General features: G+C 40.1%; 27 protein-coding genes. 2 read left to right on the forward strand and 25 right to left on the reverse strand.

What is annotated here, in order from left to right:
• Nucleotides 1–22: 22 nt before the first annotated feature.
• From IHV09_RS12535 to IHV09_RS12585, 11 genes are all read right to left on the reverse strand, one after another.
• On the reverse strand, nt 23–850 hold the full coding sequence (locus IHV09_RS12535) for a menaquinone biosynthetic enzyme MqnA/MqnD family protein (protein WP_197191552.1): 828 nt from the start codon (nt 848–850) through the stop codon (nt 23–25).
• A 6-nt stretch (nt 851–856) separates the two neighbouring features.
• Nucleotides 857–1447 (reverse strand): UbiX family flavin prenyltransferase, encoded by a 591-nt coding sequence (locus IHV09_RS12540; RefSeq protein ID WP_197130668.1) that lies wholly within the window; start codon nt 1445–1447, stop codon nt 857–859.
• The gene (locus IHV09_RS12545; RefSeq protein ID WP_231618319.1) at nt 1444–2277 is read right to left on the reverse strand and encodes a UbiA-like polyprenyltransferase; all 834 of its coding nucleotides are present in this window, start codon (nt 2275–2277) and stop codon (nt 1444–1446) included. Before IHV09_RS12545 ends, IHV09_RS12540 begins: the two co-directional genes overlap by 4 nt.
• Before the next feature lie 46 nt (nt 2278–2323).
• Nucleotides 2324–3028 carry a demethylmenaquinone methyltransferase gene (locus tag IHV09_RS12550; RefSeq protein ID WP_197130674.1) on the reverse strand — a complete coding sequence of 235 codons (705 nt, stop codon included), beginning with the start codon at nt 3026–3028 and terminating at the stop codon, nt 2324–2326.
• Nucleotides 3029–3032: 4 nt separating this feature from the next.
• Nucleotides 3033–3746 carry a heptaprenyl diphosphate synthase component 1 gene (locus tag IHV09_RS12555; RefSeq protein ID WP_197264655.1) on the reverse strand — a complete coding sequence of 238 codons (714 nt, stop codon included), beginning with the start codon at nt 3744–3746 and terminating at the stop codon, nt 3033–3035.
• 150 nt (nt 3747–3896) lie between these two features.
• A complete protein-coding gene (gene mtrB, locus IHV09_RS12560; protein ID WP_066241872.1) occupies nt 3897–4115 on the reverse strand; it encodes a trp RNA-binding attenuation protein MtrB in 219 nt (72 codons plus the stop codon).
• A gap of 12 nt (nt 4116–4127) precedes the next feature.
• Nucleotides 4128–4694, reverse strand: coding sequence for a GTP cyclohydrolase I FolE (gene folE / locus IHV09_RS12565; protein ID WP_197130680.1), 567 nt, complete (start codon nt 4692–4694; stop codon nt 4128–4130).
• Nucleotides 4695–5012: 318 nt separating this feature from the next.
• Nucleotides 5013–5285: an HU family DNA-binding protein gene (locus tag IHV09_RS12570; RefSeq protein WP_197130683.1), complete on the reverse strand. Its 273-nt coding sequence runs from the start codon at nt 5283–5285 to the stop codon at nt 5013–5015.
• Between the two features lie 380 nt (nt 5286–5665).
• Nucleotides 5666–7144, reverse strand: coding sequence for a stage IV sporulation protein A (gene spoIVA, locus IHV09_RS12575; protein ID WP_137789039.1), 1479 nt, complete (start codon nt 7142–7144; stop codon nt 5666–5668).
• A gap of 261 nt (nt 7145–7405) precedes the next feature.
• Entirely contained in the window at nt 7406–8116 is a 711-nt protein-coding gene (locus IHV09_RS12580) for a hypothetical protein (protein ID WP_197130686.1), read from the reverse strand.
• A 14-nt stretch (nt 8117–8130) separates the two neighbouring features.
• On the reverse strand, nt 8131–8331 hold the full coding sequence (locus tag IHV09_RS12585; RefSeq protein WP_197130689.1) for a DUF2768 domain-containing protein: 201 nt from the start codon (nt 8329–8331) through the stop codon (nt 8131–8133).
• 419 nt (nt 8332–8750) lie between these two features.
• Between IHV09_RS12585 and IHV09_RS12590 the strand changes: the two genes are divergently transcribed.
• Entirely contained in the window at nt 8751–8918 is a 168-nt protein-coding gene (locus IHV09_RS12590; protein ID WP_197264656.1) for a hypothetical protein, read from the forward strand.
• Nucleotides 8919–8975: 57 nt separating this feature from the next.
• On the opposite strand, the gene IHV09_RS12595 is transcribed toward IHV09_RS12590, so the two are convergent.
• The 13 genes from IHV09_RS12595 to prsW all read right to left on the reverse strand — a co-directional run bounded on the left by IHV09_RS12595 (nt 8976) and on the right by prsW (nt 20364).
• On the reverse strand, nt 8976–9236 hold the full coding sequence (locus IHV09_RS12595; protein WP_066395705.1) for a stage VI sporulation protein F: 261 nt from the start codon (nt 9234–9236) through the stop codon (nt 8976–8978).
• A gap of 120 nt (nt 9237–9356) precedes the next feature.
• Nucleotides 9357–10382, reverse strand: a complete 1026-nt coding sequence (locus tag IHV09_RS12600; protein WP_197130692.1) for an NAD(P)H-dependent glycerol-3-phosphate dehydrogenase — start codon at nt 10380–10382, stop codon at nt 9357–9359.
• An 18-nt stretch (nt 10383–10400) separates the two neighbouring features.
• Entirely contained in the window at nt 10401–10982 is a 582-nt protein-coding gene (gene plsY / locus IHV09_RS12605; RefSeq protein WP_370568825.1) for a glycerol-3-phosphate 1-O-acyltransferase PlsY, read from the reverse strand.
• A gap of 6 nt (nt 10983–10988) precedes the next feature.
• A complete protein-coding gene (gene der, locus IHV09_RS12610) occupies nt 10989–12302 on the reverse strand; it encodes a ribosome biogenesis GTPase Der (protein ID WP_066395717.1) in 1314 nt (437 codons plus the stop codon).
• A gap of 132 nt (nt 12303–12434) precedes the next feature.
• Nucleotides 12435–13037 carry a YphA family membrane protein gene (locus tag IHV09_RS12615; RefSeq protein ID WP_197191548.1) on the reverse strand — a complete coding sequence of 201 codons (603 nt, stop codon included), beginning with the start codon at nt 13035–13037 and terminating at the stop codon, nt 12435–12437.
• 101 nt (nt 13038–13138) lie between these two features.
• Entirely contained in the window at nt 13139–14278 is a 1140-nt protein-coding gene (gene rpsA / locus IHV09_RS12620) for a 30S ribosomal protein S1 (RefSeq protein ID WP_197130697.1), read from the reverse strand.
• A 301-nt stretch (nt 14279–14579) separates the two neighbouring features.
• Nucleotides 14580–15161, reverse strand: a complete 582-nt coding sequence (locus tag IHV09_RS12625) for a lysophospholipid acyltransferase family protein (RefSeq protein ID WP_197130700.1) — start codon at nt 15159–15161, stop codon at nt 14580–14582.
• 1 nt (nt 15162) lies between these two features.
• Nucleotides 15163–15837 carry a (d)CMP kinase gene (gene cmk / locus IHV09_RS12630; protein WP_197130703.1) on the reverse strand — a complete coding sequence of 225 codons (675 nt, stop codon included), beginning with the start codon at nt 15835–15837 and terminating at the stop codon, nt 15163–15165.
• 132 nt (nt 15838–15969) lie between these two features.
• Nucleotides 15970–16146 (reverse strand): DUF5359 family protein, encoded by a 177-nt coding sequence (locus IHV09_RS12635; RefSeq protein WP_171005421.1) that lies wholly within the window; start codon nt 16144–16146, stop codon nt 15970–15972.
• Between the two features lie 58 nt (nt 16147–16204).
• Nucleotides 16205–16867, reverse strand: a complete 663-nt coding sequence (locus tag IHV09_RS12640) for a flagellar brake protein (RefSeq protein ID WP_197191547.1) — start codon at nt 16865–16867, stop codon at nt 16205–16207.
• 323 nt (nt 16868–17190) lie between these two features.
• On the reverse strand, nt 17191–18540 hold the full coding sequence (gene ypeB, locus IHV09_RS12645; protein WP_197130709.1) for a germination protein YpeB: 1350 nt from the start codon (nt 18538–18540) through the stop codon (nt 17191–17193).
• A 17-nt stretch (nt 18541–18557) separates the two neighbouring features.
• Nucleotides 18558–19439: a spore cortex-lytic enzyme gene (gene sleB, locus IHV09_RS12650; protein ID WP_197130712.1), complete on the reverse strand. Its 882-nt coding sequence runs from the start codon at nt 19437–19439 to the stop codon at nt 18558–18560.
• A 244-nt stretch (nt 19440–19683) separates the two neighbouring features.
• Complete coding sequence (gene prsW / locus IHV09_RS12655; protein ID WP_197130715.1) at nt 19684–20364, reverse strand: glutamic-type intramembrane protease PrsW; 681 nt, start codon at nt 20362–20364, stop codon at nt 19684–19686.
• Nucleotides 20365–20455: 91 nt separating this feature from the next.
• Between prsW and IHV09_RS12660 the strand changes: the two genes are divergently transcribed.
• A complete protein-coding gene (locus IHV09_RS12660; RefSeq protein ID WP_197264657.1) occupies nt 20456–21424 on the forward strand; it encodes an asparaginase in 969 nt (322 codons plus the stop codon).
• Between the two features lie 93 nt (nt 21425–21517).
• Here the strand turns inward: IHV09_RS12660 and IHV09_RS12665 are convergent, their stop codons facing one another.
• Nucleotides 21518–22519 (reverse strand): YpdA family putative bacillithiol disulfide reductase, encoded by a 1002-nt coding sequence (locus tag IHV09_RS12665; RefSeq protein WP_197191545.1) that lies wholly within the window; start codon nt 22517–22519, stop codon nt 21518–21520.
• Nucleotides 22520–22544 lie beyond the last annotated feature (25 nt).

The raw sequence follows: 22544 nt of genomic DNA on the forward strand, positions 1-22544 counted from the left end.
TTTTGTTTCACCCTATCGCCCGTTACTTATACGAATATTTAATGATAGAGGGCATTGTTTTTAACAATCCGCACTCTACAGCTAGCTGAAAATAAAGGTTGAGTCCCTTTTCATGTTCGCCACTAAATTGATAATTTAATCCACTAAAATAAGAATTCCAGAACTGAAAAGTGCCTCCGTGTTCTGCTATCACTCGCTCGATGACAGGAACAAAATTTTCTTTCTGACATCTTTCTTTGCTCTCTATCATACTTCTTCCCACATACGACAATAGTGCACCTTGTTCGGTTTCCATTTCATTTCGATACGCCATCACAGCAAAGATCATAGGCAAACCTGTCTGCTGGTACCAGATCTCCCCAAGGTCGTATACATGATAAGATCCTCGCTTACGGTATGCGCTAATCGCATCGTCTCCAATCAAAAGACACGCATCATAAGCGTTCAGCATCTCTTCAAAATTCGGTGTTTCTATCTGGTATGTAACCTCAACACCATAAAAACGGTCTAAGATGATTTTTAATAGAGCGACCGATGTTTCTGAGCTAGAGGTTAAGGCGATCCTTTTACCGTTCAACTCTTCGATCTTATACTTTGAAAAAAGAAAGATAGAATTTACTTTTCCGAACGAAGAAACAGAAAGGTCTGGAACTAAGCTGTAATTCATAGCGTTCTTTCCGTATGAAAACGAAGAGATGCCTCCGATATCGACCAGCTGTTTCTCCATTAAAGCGTTTACTCTAGATGGAACTGCCTGCGTTATAGTCGCACCTTGATCCATCAGTCTTTCTCTATCTAAATAAAAATAAAGGGGTATGATGTTCGTGTAGCTGATTTCCCCGATGTTCATAATCTATCAGTCTCCCCAGCGTGTAAACAATTCGTGATGTACGCCTAAGTTATCTAGTACTTTACCTACCAAGAAGTTCACAAGGTCATCCATAGACTTCGGCAAGTGGTAAAAACCAGGCATCGCAGGAACAATCTTTCCTCCTGCTTCTGTTACTTTCAGCATGTTTTCAAGATGAATTTTATGAAGTGGTGTCTCTCTAGGCACTAATATCAGTTTTCTGCTCTCTTTTAGCATAACATCTGCCGTACGTTCTAATAGGTTTCCTGATGCACCATGAGCGATTCCTGAAAGAGTTCCCATCGAACATGGAATGATGACCATTCCGTCGTTCTGATACGAACCGCTTGCGATCGGCGCGTTAAAGTCGCGAAGGGTGTGATAATGAAAACGTTCTTTACCGTATGAAGCAAAGTTTTCTTCTATACAGCGTTCACGGTCCTCTGTATCCCATAATAACTCTTCTCTAAACACCTGCCAGCCTGCTTCAGTTACAACAAGATGTAGTTTGTGTCCGCTTTTTAATATCTCTTGAGCGAGTCTTACGCCGTAAACAGCTCCACTCGCTCCTGTAATTCCAATTGTAAAAGTTTTCATATCAACAAATCTCCTACTGAAAAGATAAACATGACCACACTCAATACACCGTTCATCGTAAAGAAAGCCACATCCAGTTTAGACAGATCATGAGGCTTAACGAGTGAGTGCTCATAGACCATGATCGCACCTGAGATGAACACACCTAAGTAGTAGATCCAGCCCATTCCTGATACAACGCCAAGTGAAACAAAAGCTATGAAACTAGCAACGTGCAGCCATCTAGCAGTCATCAGACCATTAGCGATACCAAACGCAGATGGAATGGAATACAGACCGTGTGACTTATCATATTCAGCATCTTGTGTGGCATAGATCACATCAAAACCTGCTGTCCAAAACAATACCCCTACAAATAGTAAAAAGGCTTCCGGACTAAGTGTTCCGGTTGCACCGACCCAACCTCCGAGTGGTGCGATCGCGATCGTAACCCCTAAGACGATATGACACAAATACGTAAAACGCTTTGTGTAGGAGTAGATAACAAGAAAAAAGACAGCAAGCGGCAAAAGCTTAACGGATAGCGCGTTTAATTGGTACGCACTAACGAACAACAAAGCTAGTGAGACGAGAATAAAAAGGTATACTTCGCCTCTTTTTAAAAGCTTTGCTGGTATCGCTCTTGTTTTCGTTCTAGGATTCGCTCCATCAATCTCTGAATCTATCGCACGGTTCAGTGCCATAGCAGAACTACGTGCACCAACCATAGCAAGAGTGATCCAAATCCATTCCATCAGTGACGGAACTGATCCCTCTTCAACGAGGTTTCCCATTATTGCTCCAAGAAATGCAAAGGGTAGAGCAAAGATGGTATGTTCAAATTTTATCATTTCTAATATAATTTTAATTTTATTCCACACACTGCAACGCTCTCTTCTATTGCTGTTTTTTCCCTGTATGCATGGCAGCAGCGCCTAAAGCATACGATTTGACCTCAACATTCGACAAACCCGCTTGTTTAAAAAGTTCTTTCAGTTCTTCTTTTGTTAAAAATGCTTCTGTAGATTCTTGAAGCCATGCGTATTCCTGATAGCTTTTAGCGAACAACTTGCCAAATACAGGCATGATATACGTAAAGTAAAACTTAAAAAGCTGTTTGAACACAGGAACCGTCGGATGCGAAGTCTCGAGACAGACTACTCTCCCGTCTGGTTTTACAACGCGTGCCATCTCTTTAAGCGTCTGAAGATAATCGGGAACGTTTCTTAGGCCAAACCCGATTGTAACAAAATCAAAGCTGTTATCTTCAAACGGAAGCTCCATCGCATTGCCATGGATGAAACTAACTCCAGGAGATCGGCGCTTCTTCAACTTTTCAATCCCGACATTAAGCATGTTCTGACTAAAATCTAGCCCCACTACTTTCCCCGTAGTCCCAACTTCTTCGGCAAGTGCGAATGTCCATTCACCTGTTCCGCAACAAACGTCTAAACAATGGTTTCCAGGCTGTACTTTCATTCTTTTCATCGTATCTTTACGCCATTTACTATGCTGTTTAAAAGAGATCAAATCGTTCATGTAATCATACTGATCAGAAATCTTTTCAAATACAGAGTGAACCCGTTCTTCTTTGCTCAACATCGGATTAACCCTCTCCTAACATTAAGTCATTTTTACTAGCATCTTCCATGCTGTAACCTTCTCTATGAAACAACAGAGGCATTTCAACTGCTTTATTCTTAATTTCCGTCTCGCATGTTTTAAGGAAGGTCAATTGTTCTTCACTTAGTCTTCTTCTCGTGTCCATATTCTGATAGCGTGACACCAGAAGGTATCTTTCAATAAAAGGTATATATGTATGAAGGCCGAACGATTCTGCTGCTTTTGTAAAAAGAAGACTGTCGATCTTTTGTACAGCTTTTAAATATTCCACACTCGTAATTGAAAACTTGTCCCTACTCTGAATATGCAGATCTGCCTTCTGTTCGTTAATTTCTTGAACAGCACTCGACAGTTTTTGAATCAGATCTAAATTTTCACAGTGAGATAAAAGCAAGTAATATAGACTGCTAAAATAGTCGCCAGATAAAACGACTAGCTGACGTTTCTTTTTATTCTCGGTGATGTTCTCTTCTAAAATGTCATCATGACGGTCCAAAGCAGCTTGCATGAGAGTAATCGAACTAAAATACTCTGCTTCTACAGCTTCATCCAATTCAAGTTCACGCAACAGACAGTACGTGATGAATACTTTGGATTCATTAAAGACTGGAGGTTGAAGAAATCTATCCACATAACCGTGCTGCATCAATAAAAGTGTATGCTGTTTTAAACGTTGAATTTGTTCCATGGTGTTCATCAAATCCCTCCAATGACACAGCAAAATTGTGCTTTCTTATTATAACATAGTCGCCAAAATTATTAGGATTCAACCTCTTTAAAAGACATAAAGAAAACTAGGCTTATCTCTAGCCCAGCTTTTTGGCACGTATACCGCCGAAAGTAATCCTTACGATTCTGTATCTACTTCTCCGTGTTTTGTGTAGATCACTGCTTTTCCTCTAACTTTCACAGCTGAAGTATGCTCGGTAAACTGAGCGATCATCACTTCACCTTTATCAAGCTTTTCAGAATGGTGAAATCTTGTTTCTGTACCACGAGTTAAGCCGATCACGTTTACGCCGTTCTCTTTCGCTTTGATCACGAAAAAATCAAATTCTGATTTCATGAAGTTACCTCCTTAGTTTCTGATTAAACTTAGTACTTCTGCACGAGCAGCAGGATCTTTTTCAAAAACACCGCGTACCGCTGAAGTAACCGTCATAGAGCCCGGTTTTTTAACACCACGCATCGTCATGCACATATGCTCTGCTTCAATAACAACGATCACACCATGAGGTTCTAAAGTCTCGAGCAAGCTGTTCGCAATCGTTGACGTAATTCTTTCTTGTAGTTGAGGTCGTTTTGTAACAGCTTCAACAGCTCTAGCCAGCTTGCTTAAGCCTGTTACTTTTCCTCCTTTAGGTATGTAACCGATATGCGCTTTCCCGAAGAAAGGAACAAGGTGATGCTCACACATGGAGTAGAAAGGAATGTCTTTTACAAGCACTAACTCTTCATGATCTTCGCCAAAAATAGTAGCAAAGTGCTCTTTTGGATCTTGATTTAATCCTTGGAATACTTCTTCATACATTTTCGCAACACGTTTTGGTGTATCTATTAAACCCTCTCTCTCAGGGTCTTCACCTATAGCTTCTAAAATCATTTTTACAGCTAACTCAATTTTTTCTTTTTGAACTTCTGCCACGCCGGTTGTCCTCCAATTCCATTAACACAATAGAAAAATTTTAGCATAACGAAGAAAGAATAGCAAAAGGAGAAAACCCTTACGCCATGTGAGGAGCGGATCTGATCGAATAGTAAGGTTTGAATTGGATGAAGAATGATTCATTGAGTGAATTGCTGATAAAATTGGATTGTTGCCGATATATTCAAATTCTTGCCGATAAAAACAAAATCTTGCCGATATAATCTCATTCTTGCCGATATATCTTTCCCTTCTTACATTCCATATAAAAAAGACCGTGAAAGATTCACGGTCTTTTTAAGTTGCCCTATGTATCAATTATTTAACAGCGTCCTTAAGGGCTTTCCCTGGTTTGAAAGCAGGAACTTTGCTAGCAGAGATCTCGATCTCTTGACCAGTTTGTGGGTTGCGGCCTTTACGAGCTGCACGCTCACGAACTTCAAAGTTACCAAATCCGATAAGTTGAACCTTATCACCGCCTTGTAGAGTACCAGTGATTGCTTCGAAAACAGCGTCAACTGCTTTAGATGCATCTTTCTTAGAAAGCTCAGCTTGCTCAGATACTGCATTGATTAGATCAGTCTTGTTCATTCCATTCACCTCCTCTCAAGGATATATTCACCAACATTCAACTTTTAAATCATGATTCATTTATTTATGTAAAATACAAGATTTTACTAATTATATCTGTAACAAGCCTTATATTATACGATTACATACAGAAATTCAATCTTTTTTAGGCGTTTTTCGCTATTCAACCCTTAAAATTCCTTATTTTTTGACCTTTTTTTACAAAAAATCGGCACTACCAAGGTAATAAAGTCACTCCCTTAACACAGGTCATTTGTGCTAGTAACATAACAAAAAAAATACTCCGAGTTAGGCTTATCCATTTCAATACCCCCATATAGAGAAGCAGGAAAAAGTTATGATCACAAAAAAAAAGACTCCTGGTTATAGGAGTCCCTAAGTTATAAAATAATGGCAATCAAACCGCCTGAACCTTCATTTATAATACGTTCCAATGTCTCTTTTAATTTATATCTTGCATTCTCTGGCATGAGTGAGATCTTGCCTTGAATCCCTTCTCTTACGATAGAGTTTAGCGATCTTCCAAAGATATCAGAATTCCAGATTGATAGCGGATCTTCTTCAAAGTCTTGCATCAAGTATCTCAGCATCTCTTCACTTTGTTTTTCCGTACCAATAATCGGAGCGAACTCTGATTCTACATCTACTTTAATCATATGAATAGATGGTGCGATCGCTTTAAGTCTTACACCGAATCTAGATCCTTGACGGATGATCTCTGGCTCATCGAGGCTCATATCAGTAATTGCTGGCGCCGCTATTCCATACCCTGTTTGCTTAACCATTCGGAGAGCATCTGCCACTTGATCGTATTCCGTCTTAGCGTATGCAAATTCTTGCATCAGCTGAAGCAGGTGGTCTTTTCCTCGAATCTCGACTCCAACCACTTCTTTTAAGATCTGATCGTATAGGTAATCAGGTGCGAACAAGTCGATCTCAGCGATCCCTTGCCCCATTTCGATTCCCGCAAGTCTCGCGTCATCGATAAAATCATAATCCGCGAAGAACCCAACAACTTTATCTACATCACGCAGACGTTTGATGTCTTGAACCGTTTCTCTTACTGCTTCTTCATAGCTTTCACGTAGCCAATGGTTCTCACGTAGGACCATTACCCAGCTAGGAAGGTTAACATTGACCTCAAGCACCGGAAACTCGTATAACGCTTCTCTTAACACATTGTTAATATCATGCTCCGTCATCGCTTCAACACTCATCGCGAGTACAGGAATATCATATTTTTCACAAAGCTCGTTGCGAAGTCTTTGCGTATCTGGATGGTGTGGCTGCGTAGAGTTGATCAGCATGATAAACGGCTTTCCAACTTCTTTCAGCTCTTCAACCACTCGCTCTTCTGATTCCACATAATCATATCTTGGAATCTCACCGATCGTTCCATCTGTCGTAACAACTACTCCGAGAGTGGAGTGCTCTTGAATGACTTTTCGAGTACCGATTTCTGCCGCTTCATGAAACGGAATCGGCTCATCATACCAAGGCGTATGAATCATTCTTGGGCCGTTTTCATCTTCGTACCCTTTTGCACTTGGCACCGCATAACCTACTGAATCAACAAGACGTATGTTAACATCAAGCCCATCACCTACATTGATCTTCACCGCATTGTTTGGAACAAATTTGGGCTCAGTGGTCATAATGGTGCGTCCAGCTGCACTCTGCGGTAGTTCATCTTGAGCACGTTGGCGTTCTGCTTCATTGTCAATGTTCGGCAGCACCACAAGCTCCATAAATTTCTTAATAAATGTGGACTTCCCTGTTCTTACTGCTCCTACTACACCCAAGTAGATATCTCCGCCTGTCCGTTCGGCGATATCTTTGAAAATATCGATTTTCTCCATTCGTTTCCCTCCCGATCCAAATAAAGTTCCGGATGCTAGTCTTGGACAATACATCGTATGATTTTGTCCTATTGATTATGACAAAGGAACGGAAATTTTTATTGGATCCTCGCTTTTCTCGGTTGTATAGTTCCATAAAAACGGGAGGGCGCACTAGAGTGCCTACCGATGAAACTATAAAGCTTGTTTCGTTAAAAGGATTTCCAAAAAAAATCTCTCCGCCTTTTCTATGAATGTATTAGAAAAAGGGAGAGTTCATGCCTATTTTATTAAAAAAATAGGTTTATTATTTTCAACTGTATAGGGAACGGAATAGACAGGCACAAAAAACGAATGAACCGCTAATAGATGGCGTATGTCTTCGTGTTTATCTAATTCGTTCTGGTAGCTTGATATCGCTGAATTCAAATCTTTTCTATAATCTATAAAAATCTTTGCATCACCATTGACCATCAATGGCAGTTTCTTGCCCGTAAAAGGACTCGTGACATACGGATCTTCTTTAAAACCTAACTTCTTATAATCAAGAGTATGCCTGCCTTGTGCTTCTATCTTTTTAAATGGCGGATAGTCATGTTCAGCCATATAGATATTTAGCGCGACTTGAATATCTTGAACCTTATCTGTTAAAACAAGGTCTGCAAGCTTGACCGTCGGCTTAGTCTCTACATCGATCAACACGTACTGAAAGGTTCCACCCTTTTCAAAAGCATTACCTGGAGGTTCTTGCATATATTTTGGAACTAGTTTATTAAAGTCGATCAAGTATTTTTGATAGATATCTGTATCTGCCTCTTTTGTCTTGATTGGCAGAACACCTGTATCTTTTTGAAAACTCTCAACAGCTTGCTGAACCGCTGTAATCTGATCTTGATAAGGTACTCGATTTTGTGTTTTTCTTTCTTCCGGATATAAGCATCCTGAAAGTGTAAATAACATTAAACATAAAGGAATCCACCATTTTTTAGACATCTAGACTTCCTCCTCTACCCTTGTACAGGTCCGCTGAACACAACGATGATGATAAGAATACCTGCAACGATCATGCAGATCCAAGCGAATAACGAAACGACCGTCTGAAATATCCCTTTTAATTTCGCTCGACTAAACATGATAGAGAAAACAGCTACAAACATTAAACCGATGGCTGATAGCGCCACCCACATTTTTAACAAACCTTCACTCATATGTATCCTCCTTGTCCACAGCGTACATTATAGCATAATTCTTGGTATTTCCTTTACTTTTTCGGAAGTTGGAATTTTGTAAGAGTCTAGACTCTGTTATTAACAATAGAAAACTTGATTCACAAGATTACACCTGACGAAGAAAGCTATTTTGTTGTTAGTGTTTGACATGGAAGCATGGGCTTTCCGTTTAATTTTTTGTAGGTGTACGATAAATCATTGATTACTTCTTTGACAAGTTGATTGGAGTGGAAGGTGCGTGCCTCCTGCGGGACAGGTGGGCAGCTCGAAAAGTGGAAGTGGCTCGTTCAGCCCCGACAAGCAAAAGTTGAAGGAAGGTGCTCTATGCCTTCATGGTCTATTCAACTTTTGACCTCGAGGGGCTAGCCACTGCAACTAGGCAGGTGAGACACTTATACGTGAAACGTACGAATGTGGCTCACCGCCTGCCCCGCGGAAAGCGAGCAACCTGGAACGGAAATCAACTACCTTCAAAACATCAAAGAAACAACCAATCTAAACCAAAAAATCAAACAAAAAAACACCCGGGCATGACCGGGTGTTCGACTAAATACTTCCTGTACTGAAGGAACACTCCCATGATTTAGGTGCTTTATCCACTTTATACATTTTTTAAATTCGATCTACTTACCTTCAAACATTTTAGATAATGTTGCCAAGTCAAGAGGGATGTTATTGTTAAGAACAGCTTGAACGATCTGATCTTCTTTTTGTTTTGAGACTGCTACACCAGCCATAGAAGATACTTGGGAAATCAGCATACGAATCGTGCGCTCGTCACGAAGATTTGACCCGCTTACGGATTGAGCAAGTTTAAAAATATCATCCTTTTTCACACTTGTTTTCTTCTCGATCTTATCAAAAAAGTGTTGTTCACGTTCCACCTGAAGTCCTCCTCCCACTTCCTTTTCACCCTTATCGTATGCAAGGAGATGGGAAGCGTGAAAGAAAAAAAGGCGATTGCCTAATTTTTTTTAGACAATCGCCTATTTGACGGAGTGTTTTTAGCTCTTTAAAGAAGATACATCTTCCACTTCATGTGTGCGAGAACGCTGCATCAGATCGTCAACAGCTTGCTTTGCACCCTTACCGTTAAACAATACATCGTACAGCACTTGTGTGATCGGCATCTCCACTTCTTCCCGCTTACTCAATTCGTATGCGGCTTGAGTGGTTCTAACGCCTTCAACGACCATGCCCATATTTTCAAGAACGTCTTCAAGCTTCATACCTTTTCCAAGCATGTTGCCAGCGCGCCAGTTACGGCTATGAACACTCGTACAAGTTACGATCAAATCTCCAATGCCAGTAAGACCAGAGAATGTAAGAGGATTTGCACCCATATGTGTACCCAGTCGAGCGATCTCAGCTAGACCCCTCGTGATTAAAGCCGCCTTCGCGTTATCTCCATAGCCTAATCCATCAGAAAGTCCAGCACCTAGAGCGATGATGTTCTTTAATGCACCACCAAGCTCAACACCAACCACATCAGGGTTTGTGTAGACACGGAAATTTTGATTAATGAACAGATCTTGTACTTTTTCAGCAGATTCCATGTTTACAGAAGATACCGTAACAGTCGTCGGCTGCCTTAAAGAAACCTCTTCGGCATGACTTGGACCTGAAAGTACGACTACAGAATCCAAAACAGTCTCAGGAAGCTCTTCTTCAATGATTTCAGAAATACGTTTATATGTACCAGGTTCGATGCCTTTAGAAGCATGAACGATTGTTACCGGTGAGATCAGTTCGTTCTTTAATTGACCGAGTACTTCTCTCATCGCTTTTGTTGGCGTAACGAGTACGATCGTATCTGCATCTTTCACACATTCGTTCAACTGAGTTGTTGCTTGTATGTTTTCAGGGAGTTCAACTCCAGGCAAATATTTTTCATTCATATGTTTGTTGTTGATCTCACTGACTTGATCCTCTCTACGTCCCCAAAGAGAAACGTTATGACCGTTGTCAGCCAAAACGATGGCAAGGGCAGTACCCCAGCTTCCAGCACCTAAAACAGCAACATTACCCATACATGTCACACTCCACTATTAAATTTTACTTTCATTCCCGCTCCAAATCCTTGCTATATTTCCACGATGCTTCCAGATTGAAACAATTGAAAGGACAAAGCTCGCCAATACTGCTTCAAGAGACAGATTAAATTGGTACAACATAAAGAAAGGAGTAAGAATTAAAAAAACAATAGAACCTAATGAAACAAATCTGGATATCCAAATGGTTATGATAGCGATAACACCAGCTATGAGTGAAGGCAAGAAAGCAATTGCAGCAAAAACACCGATCGCTGTAGCCACGCCTTTCCCGCCTTTAAATCCATAAAAGACGGGATAGTTGTGACCGATTACGGCTACTAATCCACATAAAACTGCGATTAAGGAAGAATTAGTAAACCACAAAGCAACTAATACAACCAAGATACCTTTTAGACAGTCTAAAAGCAGTACTGCGATCGCGGGTTTTTTGCCCAACACTCTTAACGTATTCGTAGCACCTGCGTTACCGCTACCATGATTTCTTATGTCTTCATTTCTCAATACTTTAGTCAGCAAATAACTGAAACTGATACTTCCGATCAAGTAAGAAACAACGAAGAGTACAAACGTCATCATGAAAAATTAATCGTTTTTCTTTCTAGCAAAGATTTTGATCGGCGTTCCAACAAAACCAAATGTTTCACGAATACGGTTCTCGAGAAAACGTTTATAGGAGAAGTGGAAAAGTTCTGGATCATTAACAAAGATAACAAACGTTGGTGGTTTTGACGCCACTTGTGTCGCATAGTTGATCTTCAGTCTTTTTCCGTTATCCATCGGTGCAGGGTTCATCGCAACAGCATCCATGATCACTTCATTTAAGATGTTCGTTTGGACGCGAAGCGAGTGATTCTCAGCCACCTGATTGATGACAGGATACAGCTGATGAAGACGCTGCTTCGTTAATGCAGATACGAAAACGATCGGTGCGTATGATAGATATAAGAAATGATCACGAATCTTCTGTTCGAACTTTTGCATCGTCTTATCGTCTTTTTCAACAGCATCCCACTTGTTTACGACGATCACTACCGCTTTACCGGCTTCGTGTGCAAAACCAGCTACCTTTTTATCTTGTTCAATGATTCCTTCTTCAGCGTCGATGACCATAAGGACAACGTCGGAACGTTCGATCGCTTTCATCGCACGCATTACACTATATTTTTCAGTCGTCTCATATACTTTTCCGCGCTTTCTCATACCAGCCGTATCGATGATCACATACTTCTGATCTTCACGCTCAAAACTAGAATCGATTGCATCTCTTGTTGTTCCTGCAATGTTACTAACAATAACTCGTTCTTTACCTAAGATCGCATTCACAAGAGAAGATTTCCCTACGTTCGGTCGTCCGATTAAAGAGAAGTAAATCGTATCATCTTCTTTTTCCTCAGCTACTGTTTCAGGGAAATGGCTTACTACTTGATCTAAAAGATCGCCAAGACCGATACCATGTGTACCTGACACACCGATTGGTTCACCCATTCCTAAGCTATAGAACTCATACAACAATTCTTTACGTTCGGGGTTATCGATCTTATTCACACCTAATACGACAGGCTTTTTGGAACGAAACAGCATCTTAGCTACTTCTTCATCAGCAGCTGTAATTCCATTCATTCCATCTACGAGAAATAGAATAACATCCGCTTCTTCAATAGCGAGTTCTGCTTGCTCTTTCATCTGACTCATAAATGGTGCATCACTAATCTCAATACCGCCTGTGTCAATCAAGTTGAATTCTGTGTTCAACCACTCAGCAGAGCTATAAATACGGTCACGCGTTACACCTGGCATATCTTCTACGATCGAAATACGATCTCCGGCAATTCTGTTAAAAATAGTAGATTTCCCTACGTTCGGTCTTCCTACTATGGCTAAAACTGGTTTCGTCATCTAGACACTTCCCTTTTTTCCTGATCAAGTCAATCATCAAATTTTCTTTTTATATGCTCGTTCATTTTCTTGTAATTAGACAAGTCCACTTATTTTAGCAAATTACTTGTGGTTTAGACAACTGATTCTCTTCTAAATCTGCTTAGCTGAAGTAACCCTTTTAAAAGCTGTTCGTCTTATTTTTTTGAACATATCTACCAATACTACCATAAATAAGAGCATCATAGAAGTTGAGGCAAACAAATCCATCACATATAGAGATCCGATTTCAACTTTGCCAACGAGTCTAAGAATGATGAACTGATAAGCAGCATCACCAATAAAAAGACCGATGGCGATCAGACTGAAGTGATCTTTCTTCGATCTTGCTAACGTAATCACTAGAAGTGTCAGGAATATAAGAATCATTAATTCTTTGTTTACAAAGAGTTTAGCTGGATCGTATAAAGCAAAAAGTTCGATCGAAACAAAGGCTGTAGCCACTATAAAACTGCTAGTAACGAAAAAAAAGATCTGATGACTATTTTTGATCACATGAACAAATGCCATCAATAAGAAGAACACAAATGCAGCATTCATGCTTCCAATTGAAAGATGAATGTTGACACCAGACAAAATAATTCCTAACAACGTCATAAAAACACATTGATTCCTTAATTGTCCCTTCTTCATGAGAAAGGTTGAAACTATCCAGCCCATCCACATGAACCAATAAAAAAGTATGCCATCGTTCATCTCATTCACCTCGATAGCATTATTGCCATAATATGTACCCTTCTAATCGCAAGAAAAAAAGCTCTCGATGAGAATCATCGAGAGCTGTAACTTCATTTGTCTTATTTGTAACCTTTTAGCTGATCACCGATCATATCCGCTAATGAAAAACCTTTTTCTTCTTTAGGAAGGTTTTCTTTCAGGTTCGCTTTTTCCTTTTCATCTTGAACAGCTTTCATGCTAAGGCTCATTCGCTTATCTTGACTGTTCACTTCAAGAACTTTTACAGAAACTTGCTGTCCTTCTTTAACAACCTCACTCGGATTTCCGATATGACGGTTCGCTAGTTCTGAAATGTGAACCAGCCCTTCAATGCCAGGTGCTACTTCTACAAACGCACCAAACGTAACGATGCGTTTTACAGTACCTTCAATAACACTTCCTGCTTGAATGGAAGAACTTGCTTCTTCCCACGGTCCAGGCTGAGTTTCTTTGATGGACAATGAAATTCTGTCATTATCACGATCAACAGATAGAACTTTTACTTTCACCGTCTCACCTTCGCTAAGAACTTCTGAAGGATTATCAACACGGCTGTGTGAAAGCTGTGAAACATGGACTAACCCATCAACACCACCGATATCTACGAATGCACCGAAGTCTGTTAAACGCTGCACTTTACCTTCAATGATTTCTCCAGGTGCTAAACGGTCTAAGATTTCTTGTTTCTTCGCTACCGCTGTTTCTTCCGTTACGGCACGGTGAGATAAGATAACTCGGCCTTTCTCAGCATCAAGTTCTACGATTTTCACAGAAAGCGATTTTCCTTTATAATCCGAAAAGTCCTCTACAAAGTGAGACTCGACCATAGAAGCTGGGATGAACGCTCGAACGCCAAGATCTACTACTAGTCCACCTTTTACTACATCATGAACGACGACTTCAAACGTTTCCTTAGAGTTAAACTTTTCTTCAAGTTCGCTCCAAGATTTCTCAGTGTCCACTGCTTTCTTAGACACAAGAAGTTTGTCTTCCGTGTGAGAAAGTACTTTGACAGTGATTCTATCTCCTTCATTCAACACGTCACTTACCTTTTCAATGAAAAGACTTGAAACTTCATTAATCGGTAAAAACGCGTCTTGCTTAGCGCTGATATCCACTAACGCGTGCTTGTCTTCCACTTTTAGTACAGTACCTTTAATGATTTCACCTTTTTCAGCCATGGTAGCATTTGTTAAACTTGTGCTCATTTCGTCTGTCATGTTCGTGCCCTCCTCAAAAATTAGAAAAGTAATTTATTGAACTTTCGGTATGAAAGAACATTAACATCGATCATGGAGTTGTTTTTGCAATGATGCAAACCTTTGAATGTGATTGATTTGCGCTACAGGATGCTCGCTTTCCGCGGGGTGTGCGGTGAGCCTCTTAGCGCTATGCGCTGTTAAGAGTCTCACCTGTCCCACTGATCCCGCAGGAGTCTCGCACCTTACGCTCCAATCAATTTATCAATGATGCCTTTGAAAAAACAACTCAAAAGTAAATTCTTAAAGATAATTGGTTAAGTTATTCATGCTCTTTTTTTAACTGAGCTATATTTTTCATTATAAGCTCTGTCGCTTCTTTTGCGGAAGCTTTTTGCTCCCGAAAATGTGTAAAGTCGATCGGTTTGCCGAATACGACTTTTAGTTTTTTGCCTTTTTGATATTCTCCAACGATTGCACAAGGAACGATGTGTGCCTGTGATTTAAGAGCAAAGAAACCTGCCCCTGCTAAACCTTCTCCGATTTCTCCCGTCTTTGAGCGGGTTCCTTCTGGAAACAACCCTACCACTTTTCCTTCTTTTAAAAGATTCATTCCTGTTTTTAATGCCGTTTTGTCACTCATCCCGCGTTTTACAGGAAAAGCGTTGATTTTTGGAAGGATATGTTTTAAAACCGGTACAGAAAAGAGCTCTGCTTTAGCCATAAAATGCACGTCTCGTGGTGAAGCTACCCCTACAAGCGGCGGATCGTAGTTGTGGATATGGTTGGTACATAAAAGCACGCCACCTGTTTTCGGCATGTTTTCTGCTCCAACGATCTCTGGCTTATATGTTCCTTTGAAATATGTCCCACATAGCCATTTTCCGAAAGAATAAAGCATCATTTTACAAAGCCCTTTCTTTTGCATAATGAAGAATGCTTGAAACTACCTCTTCGATCGTCATACTTGTTGTGTCCAGTTCGATAGCATCTTCTGCTTTTCTTAATGGAGCAACTTCTCTCTCGCTGTCACGTTTATCTCTTAGTGCAATTTCACTTTTTAAGAGTTCAAAATCAGCTTCAAACCCTTTTGACATATTTTCTTCATAACGTCTCTTAGCTCTTTCTTCTACAGAAGCGATCAAGAAGATCTTCAGCTCAGCATTCGGCATAACGTGAGTGCCAATATCACGGCCATCCATGACAACTCCGCCAGATTCAGCTAAGAGCTGTTGTCTTTTTACCATTTCAGTACGCACTTCTTGCTGTCTAGCAACAAACGATACATTATTGGTCACTTCACTTGTTCTGATCTCTTCAGAAACATCTTTTCCATCAAGAAGAACAGCTTGTCCTTGCTCTGTGATCACTAATTTAATATCTGTATCGTTCAATACGATTTCTAGTTCTCGTCCATCATTAAGGTCTGCTCCTTTTAAAAGAGCTTTATACGTTAATGCCCTATACATGGCACCCGTGTCAATGTAAATGAAAGAAAGACGTTCAGCTACTTGCTTGGCTACCGTACTTTTTCCTGCTCCAGCCGGTCCATCAATGGCGATCGATAATAATTTTTTCATGTTTCCTCCTACCCCATACCTATGACAATGCATACATAGCAATAAAAAGCAGGTGAGTTTCCCCTGCTTTTTTCTGTGTATAAATCTGAATACATCAGACTTAATCTATATGTATATTACCATACTTGGTGTTTAACGGTCTATGGTTTCCAAAGTCGGTTGTTGGTCGTTCTTGATGACTCCTTCGTAATAGATACTCTTGTTTGTATACAACTTAAAGGATGGGATCTCAAGTAAAAACTGCGCGGCCACCAGTAAAATAAAATGAACAACGGCAAGTTGGATCAATATCCGTTCAAATCGTTTCATGAATTCGCCACCTTCTTTTCGGGAGTATTTTTCCCCAAAAGAAAAGATCTATGCACTTCTATAGACTAACGCTCTCTTTTTTCTTCATAAGAAGCTGCTGTTCAAAACAGAATCGAATAATATGCTGTCGGTCTCTTTGCGTAATTTCCCCGAATTGAAGGGAAGCTTTCTGTCGTCCGCCCGCTCCATCAAATACTCTTAAAACTGTGCAGTCTAGATCTAGATACAGTTTTTCTCCAGATTGCATAGGAAAAACCACAAGACAGTTCAACTGGTCTTCACTCTTAACCGAATGAACAACCGGAAGAGAAAGAAGCATCCCTCCTGCACTCAGATCGAGAATCACAGAGTTAAAAGGTGGATAAGCATCATTTTGGTTGACAACCGACGTGTCTATCATCGTTTCTACCCTTACAAATTCTCTTCGTTGAATCTTATGTATCTCTTCTTCTTTCGGAGAAGTGATCATCAATACTGGAATATTTTCGATCTTTCTACCTAATAGCTCTGTTCGAAACGTATAGACGTTCCTCTCTTTATCCACAAAAGATGCTTTAAACTGTGTTCCATCAAAGAAATATTCGGTACGGTTTGTTTTTTCGTTACTCGGATAATCAATATATAGATGATCCTCTTTGACATCGAACACTTTGCAGCGATATTTATCTTTTTTGTCGGAAAACAACGGCTCTAAATATAACGGTTCACCCACTGTAATCATCAAACTTCCCCCATACATTGCTTTCTAATCTTTCTACCTTATTATGACAGTTTCAAAATAAAAGAAAAAGCAAAATTTCAAGTTGCGAAATTTTGCTTTTTAAACATTCGATCAATCTGTAATAGTTGTAAGTAGTTGATTTCCACTCCAGGCTGCTCGCTTTCCGGGGGGGGGGGCGTGCGGTGAGCCTCCTCGGCGCTCCGCACCCTTAGGAGTCTCACCTGTCCCGCTGATCCCCCAGGAGTCTCGCACCTTCCGTTCCAATCAACTTGTCAACGAAGCAATTAACACAAACCTTTGTTCACGATACCCATAATTCTCTTTTAGATATCGTTGTAAGATGGCTCTGCTTCTTTAAGCTTTCTTACTTCTTCTTCGTTTCCGTTCTCTGCGTTAATGAAGACGCGGAATGTATCATCGCCTAGAATTCCTAGGAATTCGTAGCAATACACTTCTTCGTTAATATCGTTTCGAATCAATGCTTTGCTTGTTTCTTTAACTTGGAACTTAGGGTTAAGATTTGTTCTTGCTTCTTGTTCTGAAATCTTAAACGTCGGGGTTCTCTTGTCAACGTGTGCAAGAAGGAAGTCTGTGCCTTCGTACCCCATGATGTCTCCATTATCTAACGCTACCTTTACAGATACTGTTTCAGGATAGATCCTTACTCCGTTATCGAGTCGAGCATATGTGAACACTCCGATGTTATCGTATTGATCACTCGTTACCATCTCCATCTGACTCTCCATATGTTTTTTCAGGAAGTCTTCTGCTTGAAGCATCGCTTCATTCAGTGAGATTTTTGGTTTCCCTACATTACGGTCGTAAAGTACATACAGTGGATAACCACCCTTTTTCGTAAGATCCATGTATGTTGTACCTTTTGTATCTGGGTTGTATAGCGTTAACGAGTAAGCATCATACTTTGCATCTTTTCCCGTGCTTTCGATAGTAATCTTCACGTTTTTCTTCAATTGGAAAAAGTCGACTGCAATCTTTTTAGCTTCTTCTTTTGTAATCTTTTTACCTTTTAACTGACTAAGGTCGCGATCTTTCATTTTCTCCATGTTTGAAACTTCAGTTCCAAAGTCTACATCTGAATAACCTTCGACCGATTTGTCAACCGTCTTAAATCCGTCAATAATCGTGTTATCCTCTGGCTGTTTGTTTGTAGCGAGAGCCATCTCTACATCCATCCAACGCAAGTTGTTCTTTTGAGCTAACGATTCTGTTTTTCTTAACTCGTTTTGTATTTCGGTTGAATTTGCGTACAACTCTTTTAGCGTATTATATTCTTTATCACTTAGCGGATTCTTATCTAGATCACGAACTGCTGCTCGATAACTGAACTCGCCCATCTTTGTTAAAAACTCTTCCGTCTTGTTAAATGGTAGTAGAGTTAACGGTAGTTGACCTACATCATTATGAGCTTCTGATGTTAACCTCCACACTTGTGCTAAAGCTGGAGATAGCTGATTTCGTGTATTCATCGCGATTGTTTCGCCAATCTTGTCATGAAGTGAATCCATATGGAAGTTCAGATCATGAAAAGCACGTTGATAATTGTTCTCGGCTTGCAAAAGTACAGCATTTTTTTCTTGATGTTCACTGTAGCCCCAATAGCCTGTTCCTGCTACAGCAACGAACAACAGTACAATTAGGATTGTGCGTATCATATCAGTTCACCCCTTTATTAGTTACAGAAAATGTGCTTTCCGATTTTTTTGATTTGAGGACGAGTCCATATCCAGCCTGATGTAGCTGTATCAGGGTTAAAATAATATTCCGCTTCACCTGTTGGGTCCCAACCGTTCAAAGCATCCATTACTGCTTTTTTTGCTTGTTTATTTGGCGTAAGATAAATTTGACCATCCGCTACAGCTGTGAATGCGCCCGGTTCGAATATCACACCAGATACTGTGTTAGGAAATGAAGCACTGTTCACTCGGTTGATAATAACCGCTGCTACTGCGACTTGACCGATGTATGGCTCACCACGTGATTCTCCATAAACAGCATTCGCCATTAAGTTCACATCGTTCTGTGAATAACCATCTGGTGTATTCTTTGCCGGTTTAACTTGAGCAGGCTTCGCTTTAGCTTGACCCGTTCCTTTTGTGCCTTTAGCAGTTCCAGCTTTTGGCGTGCCGCTTTTAGCAGAACCCCCTTTTGCTTCTCCACTCTTCGCACTTTTCTTCTCACCACCGTAATATGAGAACTTCTTACCTTTATCAATCTGCTTATTTACCCAAGCTTTATCGTATTTAGAAGCTTTAGCTAACTTGTTCTTTGTCGTACCACCTGCTAAGCCATCAATCGGCAGGCCGAACTCATATTGGAAGTTTCGTAATGCCCAATACGTTCTCCATCCAAATACTCCATCGATGTTCCCCGTATAAAAACCTAAATATTGAAGCCGTGACTGAAGTTCTACTACATCTTCACCCGTTGCCCCTACTTGTACGACTTGGTTTGAAAATGCGTGTGCATTGTTCTGACCAAATCCAGCTAATAGGCCAAAACAAAGGGCAATCGCAATAAATGCTCCCTTTATGTAAGCTGAATTTCTTTTCATGAGAAAGTAAGCCTCCTGTGATTTAATCTCCAATTTTCGTGTTATAGAGATATCATTTGTAATCTGTTATTTTTTATTCAGCTTTTCAAAGACTCATGGTTCACAATAAAGAAAACTTGGCTGTCGCCAAGCTCTTCAGGTCTACCTTAGTTGCACTTATACTATCTACCTTAACTTGTTGCCACGTCGAATGACATCGTGCTAACAAGTTATACTTTCTGATAGTGAAATAAAAGAAGACCGATTATACACCGGTCTTCGCATCTGGATTTCTATATGGAGTTAAAGCAGTATTAGCGATTCTTACTTTACGAAGAGCGAACCACCATAGGAAGATCATAAATGGAAACATATAAAAGAAAATATATTTGGTGCTGGATAATAAAAGGAAGTTGAACGTACCGTGCAACACAATGGGCAACAGAAGTGAAAGAGTGAGATAGATCTTCTTCTTTCTTCCTGACGAGAATTTCCCTTTTCCTAAATAAAAGCCCATGATCACTCCGAATAAGGCATGACCACTTACAGGCAGAAGCGCTCGGACTAATGCTTCTTCGATTCCGAACGTATATAGGTAAAAGATGTTTTCTAATGAAGCGAACCCTAATGATAATGCTGTAGCGTATACGATTCCATCATAGGGTTCGTTGAACTCTTCATGCAGATATGCGCCATAGAACACTAAGAACCATTTGAAGAATTCTTCTAGTGTACCACTAACAAAAAATGCTTCAACAAAGGAAGGAACGTTCATCTCTTCCGTAATTCCAAACTGAATAACCATGATCGGAAAGACGAGAAGAACGCCAAATATATATACTTTGACGACCAATGATAACGGTTCGGTCTCATATTTATCTTTTAGATAAAAAAAGGATAATAGAGCAATAGCCGGAGCCACCGCTGCAGAAATTACAGCTAGCATGTCCTGCCTCTTTTCTACTGTTTTTTTATATCGTAACATGATATTTTAAGAAGTGGAATAGCGAACACGAAGAATAAGGAGGGCGGTAATCTTGAAAAAGATTTTATTAATTCATACTGGCGGCACCATCGCTATGGAAGAAAACAAATCCACAGGCGGTGTTAATACGAAAGAAACACACCCATTAGAGGCGACTCTAAGAGAACTGTCTGACTTAGCAGAAATTACGGTCAAAGATTATGTGAACTTGCCATCTCCTCATATCACTCCTACCCATATGCTGGAGTTAGCGCAATTTATTACCACACACACGAATTCTGATCAGTTTGATGGAATCGTCATCACTCATGGTACAGATACACTTGAAGAAACAGCCTATGTATTAGATCTTGTACTGAAAACTACACTCCCAGTAATCGTTACAGGTGCTATGCGTTCAAGTAACGAACACGGTTCAGATGGTCCTTACAATCTGATCTCCTCTGTACGAGTTGCCTGTGAAGATCAATCATTGGGCAAAGGAACACTTGTTGTATTTAACGACGAGATACACGCTGCAAAAAATGTTACAAAGACCCACACTAGTAACATCGCGACATTTCAAAGTCCTCAATATGGACCGATCGGTATCGTAACAAAACGAGGTGTTCTTTTCCATCACACACCGATTCGTTCAGACTTCTTTCATGTGAAGAATTTTTCAAAAAACGTCGTCTTACTTAAAGCATATGCAGGTATGGACGGCAATTTGATCAAAGCTGCAACAAACTCAGCAGATGGCGTTGTAATCGAAGCATTAGGTCAAGGCAACTTACCTCCAGCAACAGTGCCTGCAATAAAAGAACTTATATCTAATGGAATACCTGTCGTACTTGTATCAAGATGTTTCAATGGAATAGCACAAGACATTTATTCTTATGAGGGTGGAGGAAAACACTTAAAAGAAATTGGTGCGATCTTCTCAAACGGTTTAAACGGACAAAAAGCAAGATTAAAACTAATGATTGCCCTTGAAAACACGAGTGAGCAAGATCAGTTGCAAAGACTATTTCTGCAATAACGTAAATTATTAATAAAAGAGTAAGGATTTAATCATTAAAATAAATCCCGATTTATTCCATGCGAACATACAAAAGAACCGACAACTCAAACGTTATCGGTTCTTTTTCCGTTTCTCTATCGTTTCAGCGATCACTTCACCGTGAAACCTTCCATTTTCTATAAAAATCTCATTCGCATTGTTACCTGCAGCAATAACACCTGCGATAAAAAGTCCTTCGACATTTGTTTCCATCGTTTCTTGAGAAAATGATGGACGGCCGGTTTCTTCATCGATTCCTACACCCATCTTTGATAGAAACGAGTGGTCGGGGTGATAGCCTATCATGGCAAACACACCTTGAAACGGATAATATGTTTGAGACTCGTTGTCCCCTTTCGTCACATACAAGCCGTCTTCTGTTATTTTGTTTACACAGGCATCAAAAGTCATCTTAATACTGCCTGACTTTACACATGCTTCAAATTCTGGGAGTACCCATGGTTTGATGCTAGGTGAATAAGTACTTCCTCTGTAGAAGACGTGAGGACGCGCTCCTGATTTTTGGAGTTCTAGTGCGGCATCGATGGCAGAATTTTTCCCGCCGATCACAGCAACATCTAGATCATAGTAAGGATGGCCTTCTTTAAAATAATGATGAACATGAGGCAAGTCTTCTCCCTCGATGTTCAATCGATTCGGGTTATCATAATATCCAGTTGCGATGATGACATATTTGGCATCGTAACTAATCGTTTCATCTTTACGATTGATTGTTTGGATCTTAAACGTTCCATCAGATTGTTTGGTGACCGATTTTGCTTTTTCAAACGTTCGAACTTGAAGATGATTTCTCTTGACCACTTCACGATAATACGTTAGAGCGTGAATCCTCCTCGGTTTTCTTTGTTCATGAACGAAAGGAAAGTTACCGATCTCGAGTTTTTCACTTGAACTAAAAAATGTCTGATGTGTTGGATATTGATAGATGGTGTTAACTACATTTCCCTTTTCAATTACACAATACGAGATCCCTTTTTTCTGTAGTGCAAGAGCTGCTGCCAATCCGCAGGGCCCTCCACCAATAATACATACGTCTATATTCACTTTTTTCATCACTCCAAAAGACACTGTTATTCAT

Origin of the sequence: Fictibacillus sp. 23RED33 (genome assembly GCF_015903925.1) — a bacterium.
Classification (GTDB): Bacteria; Bacillota; Bacilli; order Bacillales; family Fictibacillaceae; genus Fictibacillus; species Fictibacillus phosphorivorans.